The 13,464-nt window shown below is 51.2% G+C and carries 12 protein-coding genes and 1 pseudogene; 6 read left to right on the top strand and 7 right to left on the bottom strand.

All coding sequences use genetic code 11. The features are described from left to right. Window positions 1-145: 145 nt before the first annotated feature. The gene (locus TX85_RS18380; protein ID WP_081671803.1) at window positions 146-829 is read right to left on the bottom strand and encodes a CidB/LrgB family autolysis modulator; all 684 of its coding nucleotides are present in this window, start codon (window positions 827-829) and stop codon (window positions 146-148) included. Continuing rightward, window positions 826-1,206 (bottom strand): CidA/LrgA family protein, encoded by a 381-nt coding sequence (locus TX85_RS18375; RefSeq protein WP_044481169.1) that lies wholly within the window; start codon window positions 1,204-1,206, stop codon window positions 826-828. The genes TX85_RS18380 and TX85_RS18375 overlap by 4 nt, the downstream gene beginning before the upstream one ends. Before the next feature lie 323 nt (window positions 1,207-1,529). Between TX85_RS18375 and cidR the strand changes: the two genes are divergently transcribed. From cidR to TX85_RS18345, 6 genes are all read left to right on the top strand, one after another. Continuing rightward, window positions 1,530-2,435 carry a cidABC operon transcriptional activator CidR gene (gene cidR, locus TX85_RS18370; RefSeq protein ID WP_044481168.1) on the top strand — a complete coding sequence of 302 codons (906 nt, stop codon included), beginning with the start codon at window positions 1,530-1,532 and terminating at the stop codon, window positions 2,433-2,435. A 123-nt stretch (window positions 2,436-2,558) separates the two neighbouring features. Next, on the top strand, window positions 2,559-3,965 hold the full coding sequence (locus TX85_RS18365) for an amino acid permease (RefSeq protein ID WP_044481167.1): 1,407 nt from the start codon (window positions 2,559-2,561) through the stop codon (window positions 3,963-3,965). A gap of 77 nt (window positions 3,966-4,042) precedes the next feature. Then, window positions 4,043-4,900, top strand: a complete 858-nt coding sequence (pdaA, locus tag TX85_RS18360) for a delta-lactam-biosynthetic de-N-acetylase (RefSeq protein ID WP_081671802.1) — start codon at window positions 4,043-4,045, stop codon at window positions 4,898-4,900. A 198-nt stretch (window positions 4,901-5,098) separates the two neighbouring features. Continuing rightward, the gene (locus TX85_RS18355) at window positions 5,099-5,563 is read left to right on the top strand and encodes a MarR family winged helix-turn-helix transcriptional regulator (protein ID WP_049895051.1); all 465 of its coding nucleotides are present in this window, start codon (window positions 5,099-5,101) and stop codon (window positions 5,561-5,563) included. Between the two features lie 246 nt (window positions 5,564-5,809). Beyond that, window positions 5,810-7,537 carry an ABC transporter ATP-binding protein gene (locus tag TX85_RS18350; protein WP_044481166.1) on the top strand — a complete coding sequence of 576 codons (1,728 nt, stop codon included), beginning with the start codon at window positions 5,810-5,812 and terminating at the stop codon, window positions 7,535-7,537. Further along, a complete protein-coding gene (locus TX85_RS18345; protein ID WP_044481165.1) occupies window positions 7,534-9,435 on the top strand; it encodes an ABC transporter ATP-binding protein in 1,902 nt (633 codons plus the stop codon). The genes TX85_RS18350 and TX85_RS18345 overlap by 4 nt, the downstream gene beginning before the upstream one ends. 686 nt (window positions 9,436-10,121) lie before the next feature. Here the strand turns inward: TX85_RS18345 and TX85_RS18340 are convergent. The 5 genes and pseudogenes from TX85_RS18340 to TX85_RS27690 all read right to left on the bottom strand — a co-directional run. Further along, window positions 10,122-10,469 carry an EamA family transporter gene (locus TX85_RS18340; protein ID WP_044481636.1) on the bottom strand — a complete coding sequence of 116 codons (348 nt, stop codon included), beginning with the start codon at window positions 10,467-10,469 and terminating at the stop codon, window positions 10,122-10,124. Further along, on the bottom strand, window positions 10,453-10,800 hold the full coding sequence (locus tag TX85_RS18335) for a DUF2304 domain-containing protein (protein ID WP_044481164.1): 348 nt from the start codon (window positions 10,798-10,800) through the stop codon (window positions 10,453-10,455). The genes TX85_RS18340 and TX85_RS18335 overlap by 17 nt, the downstream gene beginning before the upstream one ends. Next, window positions 10,797-11,504, bottom strand: coding sequence for a glycosyltransferase family 2 protein (locus tag TX85_RS18330; protein ID WP_044481162.1), 708 nt, complete (start codon window positions 11,502-11,504; stop codon window positions 10,797-10,799). The genes TX85_RS18335 and TX85_RS18330 overlap by 4 nt, the downstream gene beginning before the upstream one ends. Next, complete coding sequence (locus TX85_RS18325; protein WP_044481161.1) at window positions 11,501-12,790, bottom strand: ArnT family glycosyltransferase; 1,290 nt, start codon at window positions 12,788-12,790, stop codon at window positions 11,501-11,503. The genes TX85_RS18330 and TX85_RS18325 overlap by 4 nt, the downstream gene beginning before the upstream one ends. 146 nt (window positions 12,791-12,936) lie before the next feature. Beyond that, window positions 12,937-13,464, bottom strand: a pseudogene (locus tag TX85_RS27690) (ABC transporter ATP-binding protein); the annotation flags it as partial.

Here is a 13,464-nt window from a genome sequence, read left to right as displayed (position 1 = left end):
ATACCGTAATTTGGCTTATACTACAATGTCGAAACCTGTACGATAACAAAGAAATATCCAAAAAGAAGGCCTGCCGTCAGGCAGGCCAAGAGAAAAATAAATATATAAAATTAGGAGGAAACACATGTTCGGAGTTCAATGCCCATCAATGGAATAACAACAATATGATGACAGGAGCGGCTACCAGGGTGAACAAGCCTGCTACGATCATGGAAATACTGGAGATGGTGCCTGTCAACGAGCTGAATTCGAAGGCTTTGGAGGTGCCTGTGCCGTGGGCGCTTGTTCCAAACAAGACCCCCCGGGCGATTTCGCTCTCAATTCGAAACAGCTTCGCAACGAGCGGGCCGAGTGTGACTCCGAGCAGTCCGGTCATAATGACGAAGACGGCAGTAATATTCGGCACGCCACCGATCATCTCGGAGATATTCATGGCAATAGGCGTGGTTACTGAGCGAGGAATCAGACTCGTAATCAGCTCACTATCCAGATGCATCCACTTGGCGAGGACGGCTGAGGAGAGCATCGCAACGACCGAGCCGGTTAATACGCTGGCCAGGATCTCAACCATATGCTTTTTCAATACATCAAAATATTTATACAAGGGGACCGCGAACGCAATGGTCGCCGGCTGCAGCAGAAAGCTCAGCCACTTGCCCCCGGAGTGATAGGTCTCATAAGGGATCTGGGTCCAGATCAATCCAATCACAAGGGTAAGGGGTGTGATCAGGAGCGGAGACAGATAGACCCTTGGATGAATCCGGTACAGATGCTTGGAGAGAACATAGACGACAAGAGTTATTGCGAGACAGATCAGTCCAGGGATCATGTTGTCTTCCGCTCCTTTCTTCTGCTGATTCGCGTGGCAATCAGTCCGGAGCTGACCATGACAATCACGGTACTCGATAGGACAACAATCAGAATCTGGATGCCGTTATTTTGGAGCATCGGGATATATTCCATAATTCCGACCGCGGCCGGAATGAAGAACAGCAGCAGCTCGGCAAGCAGCCAGCTTGCGCCGGCCTCGATCCAGTCGAGCTTGACGATTTTCAGCTTGAGTAGAAGGAATAATACAATGATGCCGAGTATGGTGCCGGGAATCGGAAGGTGAAGCCATTGGGCCAGCGCATTCATCGCCAGAGTGAACAGAATGAGGACCATAACCTGCAGAACGATCTTTGCAGCGATGCGAATGATATTCATCTTAAGCTTCCTTCCCGCTATATAAGTTGAACTAAATAAGCTCCGTAGAAAGGGCATAAGTGTGAAGTGTTCTGTAGAAGCGGAAGCGTTCGCCTTTGTGAGTGGAATTCCACCTTATGATGCTTAGTTCAATCAGAGAAATTCGCGAACAACAGCGATCGTAAGAACACTTCACACGTTGCCAGGAACGTAAAATTCATTAGTTCAACTTATATTGCATTTGATAATGGAAATTTTACAGCATTAATTTTCATGAGTAAAATGAATAAAACGAATGATAATCATTCCATTTGTCTATACATATGGATTGGTGGAGGAACGGTATGGATATTAAGCAAATGCAGTACCTCATTGAGGTTGCCAGACACAGAAGCTTCACCCGGGCCGCAGAAGCGCTGTTTATTACTCAGCCAACCATTAGCAAGACGGTGAAAGGACTGGAGGATGAGCTGGGGGTGGTGCTGTTTGAGCGGATCGGCAAAAAGATTGTCCTGACCGATGCCGGCCAGCTTATTGTCTCCAAGGCGCAGCAAATTGTGGCTGAATATCAAAATATGGCCGCAGAGCTGGATGATCTCCGAAATATGAAGCGAGGCCATTTGCGAATCGGTCTGCCTCCCATGGTGGGAGCCAGCTTCTTCCCAAGCGTGATTGGCAAATTCCATGAGCGTTATCCGAAGATTACGATTCAGCTATTTGAGGATGGGGCGAAGAAGGTGGAGTCCAATGTTGTGGAGGGCGCGCTCGATGCGGGGGTTGCGGTGCTGCCCACCTCGCAGGAGGGCTTGGCCAGCTTTCCCTTCGTGGAAGAAAGGCTCCATCTGGTGCTTCCGCCGGAGCATCATTTATCCGGTCGGGATCAGGTTCATCTGAAGGAGCTGGCAGAGGATGATTTTGTCCTGTTCAGGAAGGACTTTACCCTGCACGACCGGATTATTGCAACCTGCACCCAGATAGGGTTTCAGCCCCGCATTGTCTATGAGAGCTCGCAATGGGACTTGATTAGTGAAATGGTCGCAGTAGGACTCGGAATTACATTGCTGCCGGAGACGATCTGCCGGGAGATTGACGATGAGCGGGTTCGGATCGTTCCCCTGAATCCGGTAATTCCCTGGAAACTGGGTATAGTATGGAGAGAGGATCGTTATTTGTCATTTGCCACAAGAGAGTGGATTCAGTTTGCCAGAGAGATGCTTGTCACTTCAACCGATTACAGGGGAGAAGCTTAGCAGTATAAATCCGTTAAATGTTCATATTTATCCCATCCTGAACCTATGCACCCCTTGTTTGTTTTATTATAATTACAACTTGTGAAAGAAAATACAATCATAGAATTAGGGGATAAGCTCAAGATGAGTGTGTTTAGAAGAAAATCGATCACCGAGATGCTGCAGGAGAAGGCGGCAAGCAGTGCGAAGGGCATGAAAAAGGAGCTTGGCGTCTTTGATTTGACGATGCTGGGGGTAGGCTGTGTAGTCGGAACGGGGATCTTCGTGTTAACGGGGGTTGCAGCTGCGAATCATGCGGGGCCGGGCCTGATCCTGTCCTTTCTGCTTGCGGGCATTGTATGTGCTTTTTGTGCGCTCTGCTATGCGGAATTTGCCTCCATGGTTCCGGTATCCGGAAGTGCATATACCTACAGCTACGCTACATTCGGAGAGATTTTTGCCTGGGTGCTGGGATGGGATCTGATTCTGGAATATGGCTTTGCCGCATCCATGGTAGCAAGTGGCTGGTCCGGGTACTTTCAGGGCTTGCTGTCCGGGCTTGGGCTGGAGCTGCCCAGGGCGATCAGCAGCGCATTTAATCCTGCCGAAGGCACGTATTTTGATCTGCCGGCTGTGTTAATCGTCCTGCTGCTCACCTTCGTGGTATCCAGAGGGGCCAAAGAATCGACACGGTTAAATGCGATCATGGTTGTTGTTAAAGTTGTCGTCATCCTCCTCTTCATTATCGTGGGTGTCTTTTATGTGAAGCCGTCCAACTGGACCCCGTTTATGCCGTTTGGTTTCAGCGGAGTCGTGACCGGCGCTGCGACGGCCTTCCTGTCCTATATCGGCTTCGACGTGGTTGCAACCGCTGCTGAGGAAGTGCGAAATCCGCAAAAGGATTTACCCCAGGGCATCCTGTGGTCACTGGCGGTATGCTCCTTGCTCTATATTTTGGTTACCGCTGTATTGACAGGCATGGTACCGTATCATCTCCTTAATGTTAAAAATCCGGTTGCCTTCGCCCTGCAGTATATTCACCAGGACTGGGTTGCGGGGTTTATTTCTCTTGGGGCCATTGTTGGCATAACGACGGTTTTGTTTGTTCTCTTATTTGGACAGACTCGTCTGTTCTTTGCGATCGGCCGGGATGGCTTGCTGCCTGAAAGGTTATCCAAGGTCAACCCCAAATCGGGCGCTCCGGAATTCAGCACCTGGGTGACCGGGGCGATTGTGGCTCTCTTCGCCGGCTTGATTCCGCTGGGCAGGCTCGCGGACCTGGTTAGTATCGGGACTTTATTTGCTTTCATCTCTGTATCGGTGGGAATTATCATCCTGCGCAAGACGCGGGCTGACCTGGAACGATCCTTCAGAGTACCGCTCGTACCCCTTATTCCGATTATTGCGGCCTTGACCTGCGGATACTTGCTGATCAGCCTTCCGCGGATCACATGGATTGCATTTCTGATCTGGATGGCAATTGGCTTGTGCGTATACTTCTTCTATGGATATAAGCATAGTCTCTTGGCCAAAGACAAAGGAAACTCTTGAATCGTGTATATTCCGAACACAAAATGAAGAAATTAAGGCGGAGCTTTGCACATCTACAATGAAGGAGAGATTCCCTCATGCTGGAAAGGTTCGCCTTGATATCGGCCGTATTGAGCTGTACACTGCTCATTCAGCCGGCTGCAGGAGCCGCCTCTTGCCTGTCTGCATTGTCCGCTAGTCCCACCGGGGCGGAGCAGCCTGCTTCTGCCTCCGAGAACCAGCCCTATCATTTCGGCTTCAAGCGAAGTGTGAACGGTCAGCTTCCCTCGATTAATGAAGAAGGCTTCAAGACGATTGTTGATCGCTATGATGCTGTCTTTACGGGGGATACAAGCCGTAAGGAGCTGTTTCTTACCTTCGATAACGGCTACGAAAATGGATATACAGCGCCGATTCTGGATGTACTAAAGGCCAAGAAGGTTCCCGCAGCCTTTTTTGTGACAGGACACTATGTAAAAGACCAGCCCGAGCTGGTGAAGCGTATGGCAGCAGAGGGGCATATCGTTGGTAACCACTCCTGGAGTCATCCGGATATGACCACCCTCGATGACGGGAAGATCAAAGAGGAGCTGGACCGGGTCAAAACGGCGGCCTCCTCGCTGACAGGGACGGATAAAATGCGGTACTTACGCCCGCCTCGCGGCATCTTCAGCGAGCATGTGCTCAGGGTTACGAAAGAGCTGGGCTATACAAACGTATTCTGGTCGCTAGCTTACAAGGATTGGGATGTCAATGATCAGAAGGGCGCCTCATATGCTTATCAGAAGGTAATTGCCCAGCTTCACCCGGGAGCGGTGCTGCTGCTGCACTCTGTATCCAGAGATAATGCGGAGGCCCTGTCATCCATCATTGATGAAGCCAGGCGCCAGGGCTATGAATTTAAAACGCTGGATGAATTATCGCTGAAGAGGAAGGCCGGATTCGGCACACCATAATAAGACAGGGAGCAGTGCTAAAGTGACGATTTTCATCGGCACAGCAAGGCTCCCTGTCTTATTTTTTTGATATCAGGATGTATAAGCTTCTAAGCATTTGCTTGACAATCATCAATTGGGCTCCTATAATTAGGTCTGCTAATAAATAGGTAACCTAAATATTAAATATCTTAAACAACGAGAAAAGAAGGTGATCGGGTGGACAGGATCAAGGATCTCCAGACCCGCCGTCTGATGGAGATACTCAGAAGATTCGGGAGAGCCGATTGGCGTAACTTCGAGACGGGGGGCCTCAAGCCAAGTGAGATCAGAATACTGTTTGCTGTCCAGTCAGGATGCGCTGAACAGCCGGAAGGAGTTACGGTATCAGAGATCAGCAACTTCCTGCAGATCAGTTCTCCGACCGTCACTCCGTTGATCAAGAGTCTGGAGGCACAGGGACTTGTTCATCGTTACAATGATCAGGAGGACCGGCGTGTAGTGCGGGTAAGACTGACAGAGGAAGGAAGCAGGTTCACCAAGAAAGCAAGGGAATCACGGCTCCGGCGCTTTCAGGAACTGAAAGATTTCTTGGGTGAAGAGCGGAGTAAGGAATTTATCGATACACTTGAAATGATCTATCAATTTATGGAACGGAACCATGTGAAACCAGAGAAAGAGTAACGCTATATAAGTTGAACTTTAAAAGCTACGTAGAAAGGGCATAAGTGTGAAGTGTTCTGAAAAAGCGTAAGCGTTCGCCTTTGCGAGTGGATTTCTACCGTATAATAACTTAATTCAATCAGAGAAATCCGCGAACAACAGCGATCGTATGAACACTTCACACGTTGCCCCCAGAACGTAAAATTCAGCAGTTCAACTTATATAGATACGACCAGAGATTTTATCGAGAAAGTGGAGCTGATAGGAATGATGAAGCTGTTTCAACATTTGAAGCCATACCGCTGGCTTGTAGCAGCCGTATTAGTTCTGGTATTTTTCCAGACCTTGACGGAGCTGTATTTGCCGACATTGATGTCTGATATTGTGGACACCGGGGTGGTAATGGGAGATACGGAATATATCTGGAAGGTGGGCGGCGTCATGCTGCTTGTCGCACTGGGCGGAATGATTTGCTCTGTCGGCTCAAGCCTTTTCTCTGCAAAGGCGGCCTCCGGCTTCGGAAGAACGCTTCGCGGAAAGGTATTCGGACATGTATCCAACTTTTCGCTGGAGGAATTCGACAAGGTCGGGACGGCTTCGTTGATCACCCGTACGACGAACGATATTACCCAGGTTCAGCAAGTGCTGATCATGATGCTTCGCATGATGGTCATGGCGCCGATGATGTGTATTGGCGGAATCATTATGGCTGTCTCAAAGGATGCCACGCTGTCGCTGACTCTGATTGTCATTATGCCGGTGCTGGCGCTGGCGATTTTCCTGATCGCGAGAAAAGGCTTGCCGCTGTTCAAGGCGATCCAGAAGAAGATTGACCGTCTGAACCTGGTGCTCCGTGAGGAGCTGACAGGGATTCGGGTCATTCGCGCCTTTAACCGCATGGGACATGAGCAAAAGCGGTTCGATCAAGCGAACCAGGATTTGACGGACACGGCGATCCGGGTGAACAAGATTATGGCCCTCATGATGCCGTTGATGATGCTGGTTATGAATGTTTCCTCTATTGCAATCATCTGGTTCGGGGGATTAAGAATTGATTCGGGACACATGGAGGTCGGCGATCTTATGGCCTTCTTGCAGTATGCCATGCAAATTCTGTTCTCATTAATTATGGTATCCATGATGTTCGTCATGATTCCACGCGCTCAGGCCTCTGCAGTTCGGATCAGAGAGGTGCTGGATATGGAGCCGGTGATTAAGGATGCGGCTTCAAGAGCTTCTGCTGGAGCATTGAAGGGATACGTCAAATTCGATGATGTCACCTTCAGCTATCCGGGAGCCGAGCAGCCCGCCATTCAGAACATCTCCTTCAGCGCCAAGCCGGGAGAGGTTACAGCGATCATTGGGGGCACCGGATCCGGGAAGTCTACATTAATCAGCCTGATCCCGCGCTTCTATGATGCGGAAAGCGGAAGAGTGATGGTTGACGGGGTAGATATCAGAGAGCTGTCCCAGGAGGAGCTGCGCTCAAAGATCGGCTTTGTCCCGCAGAAGGCGGTGCTGTTTACCGGCACGATTGCAGAGAACATTCGTTACGGAAAAGAAGATGCCAGCGACGAGGAGATTCGCCACGCAGCAGAGGTCGCTCAAGCGTCGGACTTTATTACCGAGATGGAGCAAGGCTATGAATCCATTATTGCCCAGGGCGGATCGAATGTATCGGGGGGCCAGAAGCAGCGGCTATCCATCGCCAGAGCGCTTGTGCGCGGGGCGGAGGTGTACATCTTTGACGACAGCTTCTCCGCACTGGATTTCAAGACGGATGCGAAGCTGCGTGCGGCCTTGAAGAACGAAACTCGAGAATCGACGGTGATTATTGTGGCCCAGCGGGTAAGCACCGTGCTGGATGCCGACCGGATTATCGTGCTGAACGAGAGCCGGGTTGCCGGTATCGGTACGCATGCCGAGCTGATGGAATGCTGTGAAGTCTACCGTGAGATTGTATATTCCCAGCTGTCGGAGGAGGAGATTGCATGAGTCAGGATAACAGACACAGACACCAGCCATCCGGACAGCGAGGCCGCGGTCCAAGACCAGGCGGTCCCCATGGAGGACCGGGAATGGGGATGCCCGTAGAGAAGGCGAAGGATTTCAAAGGTACTCTGAAGCGGTTGATCCGCTATTTGCGGCCGCACAAGGTACAATTGATTGCTGTGCTTGTCATGGCCATTATCAGTACTATTTTCAGTATTGTCAGCCCGAAAATTATGGGGAAGGCAACCACCAAGCTGTTTGAAGGCATTATGGCAAAATTTCAGGGAGTAGCTGATGCTACGATTGATTTCGAGTATATATGGCACATCATTCTGATTCTGCTGGCCTTTTATGTATTAAGCGCATTGTTCAGCTACTTCCAGCAGTTCCTGATGGCTGGAGTAGCGCAGAAGACCGTCTATGACCTGCGGCGCGAGGTCAATGATAAGCTGTCCCGGCTGCCGTTGAAATACTACGATGCCAGAACGCATGGGGAGACCCTGAGCCGAGTGACGAACGATGTGGACAACATCAGCTCCACCTTGCAGCAGAGCCTGACTCAATTGATCACTTCGATCCTGACGTTGATCGGTGTTCTGGTCATGATGCTGACTATTAGCCCGCTCTTGACATTGATTGCGGTACTTACCCTGCCGATCAGCATTGTGGCGATCAGCGCCTTCGCCAAGCGCTCGCAGAAGCAGTTCGTGCGCCAGCAGGCGGAGCTGGGGAAATTGAATGGTCATGTTGAAGAAATGTATACCGGCCACAAGGTCATTAAAGTGTTCGGACGAGAGAAGAAATCGCTGGAGCAATTTGATGAGATTAACGGCCGGCTGTATGAAGCAGGCTGGAAGGCGCAATTTATCTCGGGAATGATCATGCCGATCATGGGCTTCATCGGAAATATCGGCTATGTGTTCGTTGCAGTTGTAGGCGGGATATTGGTCACGAAGCAGTCGATTACAATCGGGGACGTGCAAGCCTTCATCCAGTATGCAAGACAATTTACGCAGCCGATTACCCAGACGGCGAATATCGCCAACATTATTCAATCTACGGTGGCTTCGGCGGAACGTGTGTTTGAAATTCTGGATGAAGAGGAAGAAGTGCGGGAGGCTGACAAGCCGGTCTCGCTGCCTGAACCGCAGGGCCGCGTAGCTTTCGAGCATGTGAAATTTGGTTATGAGGGCAAGCAGCCGCTGATCTCGGATATGAATATTGAAGTCAGCCCGGGGCAAACGGTGGCTATTGTGGGTCCGACGGGTGCCGGGAAGACAACCCTGATCAATCTGCTGATGCGTTTCTACGAATTGAATGACGGTGCAATTACGATTGATGGTGTGAATATTACGGAAATGAAACGCGGGGAGCTGCGTTCGCTGTTCGGCATGGTGCTCCAGGATACATGGCTCTTTAACGGCACCATTCGCGATAATATTGCATATGGACGCGAAGGGGCGACAGAGGCGGAGGTCATCCGCGCAGCCAAGACAGCGCATGCGGATCACTTTATCCGTACACTTCCGGGAGGCTATGACACGATTCTGAATGAAGAAGCCTCGAATATTTCGCAAGGACAGAAGCAGCTCCTGACCATTGCCCGCGCGATTCTGGCTGATCCGGCGGTGCTTATTCTGGATGAAGCGACCAGCAGTGTCGATACCCGGACCGAGGTCTACATCCAGAAGGCCATGAACGAATTAATGAAGGGCAGAACGAGCTTTGTTATCGCTCATCGCCTGTCCACCATTAAGGATGCCGATCTGATCCTAGTGATGAATCATGGTTCCGTGATTGAGCAAGGCAATCATGAGGAGCTTCTGGCTAAAGGCGGCTTCTATGCCGATCTTTACAATAGCCAGTTTTCCAAAGGCGGCTTCGATCAGGAGGCTGGTTAATAGCAACTCATTTAAGAGTCTTGTGTCTCTGGCCGGGGCCCGAAAAAAGTCTATATTTGATCAGGAAGGTACAGTTCCTCATTACTTTGAGGGGATTGTACCTTTTTTCTTAAGTGTTGAAAGATCTGCACAACATCAAGCTGCATAAAAGGAATAGGGGATTGACAAAAAACGTTCATAGCAGTGAAAAAAGTTACCTTAAATTCAGTGGAAATGATAGAAATGCGGATATAGTGAAATTCTTTCGCTTAAAAGTGGCTATCCCGTGGGTTTAACTAGTTACTGGAGATCTAAGGTAATTTTTTTCACTAAAGGTGGGTTTGAGCGCCGAATGAAGAATTTAAGGGAAGAAATTTCACTGGAGCGTGGTCTCTAGCGCAAGCGGTACCCTGCTTGCATGATGTTCGAGGGCTGCAAGTTTGCTGCAATGCAACATGTAACGCAGTCATGTGCAACTGCATTTCAGTTGAACTACAAAGGCGAAGTAAGCAGGGCAAAAGTGTGAAGTGTGCTGTAGAAGCGTCAGCGGTCGCCTTTGTGAGCGGATTTCTCCCTTATTAGAACTTAGTCCAATTAAAGAAATCCGCGAACAACAGCGATCGTAAGCATACTTCACACGTTGCCCCCTCTAACTATCGCATAGCTTATGCTTATGTTGAAAATATAGTTAAAACATTGGAAGGCGTTTAGGATCTTGCAAGCAAGTAGACGCCGAACAGGATGACTGCTACCCCCGCGGCCTTCGAAGCGGTTATAGACTCATGAAAGAGAAAATAGGCAGGGAACATGGCGAGCACATAAGCAAAGGCCTGCATAGGATAGGCGACGCTTAACGGCAGCCGGGTAAGCACGGCGAACCAAAGAACGGTGGCCACGGCATAGAGCATAATTCCGCCAAGGACGGCCGGCGAAGTAACAAGCTTTCCCCAATTCAGGCCGCCGATGCGGGCGAGGCCGACTTTGAATAATACTTGTCCGGTAACCAGAAGCACAATATTTCCTAACAAAAGAAGATAGCTAATCATTCTGTCCATGCAGCGAATCGCGCTCCTTGAGGATCGTCAGCTCCTGAGTCAGACGCAGCACTTGGGCGGTCAGCTTGGTTACGACGATGGTTAGATGAAGAATAATCATGAAGCAGAACAGCAGTCCGAACAGAAACAGAATAGCGGGAGCGTATTTCACGCCGAACCGGTCCGCAATCCATTCGATGAACGATACATTAAGCGATACAATGACAAGGACCACACTGAACAGAATCCACAGCAAGGAATACTGTTCTCTCAGCTTCTGCCTGCGAACCAGCTCCAGAACGAGCACGAGGAACGAAAAGGCCAGTATAATTGAAAAGGCATAGATGCTCATGGCCGGGATACCGCCGATCTGCTGTAACGCATAGCGCTCATTAATACCGCTAAAGTAACTTTTACCATATAATAGACCGATTTCCAAGGGGTAATCGAGGAACGCCCCGCCTTCCGCCGATGCATCTCTGTGGATACCTCGGCGATCCGGCAGCCGCTTCGCTTCAGATAGACAATGGATTCTACCTCCGGGTAATCTATAGGATAGTAGCGCGCATACAGGTCAATCGCTTTGCGTCCTGCTGCACGGAATCCGCTTGTCGTATCTGTGAACCGCTGGCCCGTGACGAGTGTAACAAGCCCCGAGAAGAAAAGCATACCCAGCCGCCGCATCCGCGAGGAGCGGTAAGAAGTCGTCTCCGCATACCGTGACCCGATCACAAGATCATAAGCTCCGACTTTGGCAATCAGCTTCGGCAGCTCCTTGGCAGGATGCTGCCCGTCGGCATCCATTTGGATGGCGATATCATATTCCATCCGCTGGGCATAGATGTAACCTGTCTGCATGCCGCCGCCAATTCCCACGTTATACGGTAGCGTGAGCACACGGGCTCCCGCGGCTTCGGCAAGCTGCTCGGTTCTGTCGCGCGAGCCGTCATTAACGACGAGAATATCCGCATCCGGCACATGCTGACGAATATCTGCAATGACCGAGGAGATGCTGCCTTCCTCATTATACGCCGGAATGATAATCAGGATTTTCATGATGAAGAAGTCCTCCTTCCGCCGGTCTTGAGAGACGGTGTTTGACGGTATGCCAGCATTCCATCGATCAACCCGGCTCCGAACAGGATCAATAGGGCCATATTGGGATAGCCATAGCGGCCAAAGGCCACAAACGGCAAATAAATAACGGTGAAATAGCCCAGCGCAAGCCAGAGCGGAAGCAGCCGAAGGAAGCCTCGCTTGAACATGGCCCAAGCGATTCCCGCCATATTACCCAGCATTAGCAAGATTTGAAGGACATCCATAACCGGACGGGTTATCGGCCAGATCGGCCGGGAATAGAAGGGGTGGAAATACAGCTCAACCCATCTTCCCAACGTGAGCCAATAGATATACTTCAGCGGCTCATGGCGCAGTCCGTAAGAGAGAACGTCCAGGCCCTTCTGCACAGCGGCATGATCCGCTCCTTGGAACAGGGACTCCGGCGAATACTGGGGATACTCCTCAAAGAATCCGGGAGGCGGAAGCTGTCCATCGATCCGGGTTCCGAGCAGGAACGGGCTCCCGCCGGAGTTCGTGAACGTGATCCATTCATGAAAGGTGAGCCAGTTACGAATCCACCATGGGCATAACAGCAGGACATACACGCCCGCCATCACAGACAAATACTTGACGGCTTGCCGCCAGGGTAGCTTGTCTGCATACCAGATTACTAGAAAAACAGCAGGGTAAAGAGAGGCATGGGGCTTAAAGTAGGCAGCCGCCGCCGTCAATACACCGATGATGACATAGAGCCAGGTTCGGTTCTTCTCCCGTGCAATTAAGGTGACGCAAACCATCATCAGCAGCAGGGTTCGAAACGTGCCTTCAGAGAGAATCACTCCCGAGGCGAAGTAATCCGGCATGTAGAAGGCGCTGATCATGGCTGCAATCAAGCCGGCCCTTGGCGAGAAAACTTTACGTCCAATAAAATAGATCAGATAAATCGAAAAGGCCTGGAGCAGGCATTGATACAGACGGAAGGCAATGACACCGCCTTGCTCCTGACCGAACACGGTCATGAAGCCGCCCAGCAGGACGGGCATGCCCGGCATAATGAACGCCGACGGGCGCTCCTTCGTGTTATAGGCCAGAACACCCTCATTGATCAGCAAGCGGGCGCTCTGGATATACTTCACATCATCGTTGTTCGGCTGAACGGGATCTCCCAGCAGAAAATAATCGTGATACACAAGTACAATAATGCAGGCCAGAACACCAACAAAGGCGATCAAACCTGCGAGAAGCCGCTTGTGGCTGCGGCTGGTTCCTGCAGTTGGAAGCAACAGGTCTCAACTCCTTGTATTTTCTCTATATCCCTTTTCCTGTATGTTCCAGTATAACATGTCCTATCCATTTCTATCCAACGGGCACCAAACTCTTATTTAGTACCCATTTGCGGCCACAACGCAACACATAGGAAATCAAGAACTCATTTTTCTTCTTCCTCAAGCAGCGAAAAATACTGCTCCAGCAGCTGGTCCAGCCGCCCCGAGCTGCTCTCCCGCTCGGCCAGCAGCTCGCTCAGCCGTCCGGCATCGCGAGCGTTCTGCGGCTCGAGCATCGCCGCATCCACCGCCGCCAGCTCCGCTTCGGCGGCGGCAATCTCGCGCTCCAGCCGCTGCACCGCGGCTGGATTCGCGGCCTTGCCGCGCGCACCCGCACCGCTGTGCGGCGGCAAGGCATCCTTCGCCCCGGCGGCACGACTCTGCGTGCCTCCGCCGGGGCTTTGTTGTGCCCGGGCGCTCCCGCCCGTCTCCGCCGCTTCAGCCGCGGCGGTTCCCCTGCGGGCCCGCTCCGCCCGGTAATCATCATAGTCGCCCGGCGTGACGGTCATCGACCCGTCCTCCAGCGACCAGACCCGGCCGGCCACCTTATTGATGAAGTAGCGGTCATGCGAAATCGCCAGCAGGGTGCCGGGATACTCCTCCAGCGCCTCCTCCAGCGCCTCTCTGGATTC

Origin of the sequence: Paenibacillus antibioticophila (assembly GCF_000455265.1) — a bacterium.
GTDB classification, from domain to species: domain Bacteria; phylum Bacillota; class Bacilli; order Paenibacillales; family Paenibacillaceae; genus Fontibacillus; species Fontibacillus antibioticophila.
The sequence above is the reverse complement of the archived record's forward strand: the minus strand, read 5'-3'. Positions and strand labels throughout refer to the sequence as shown.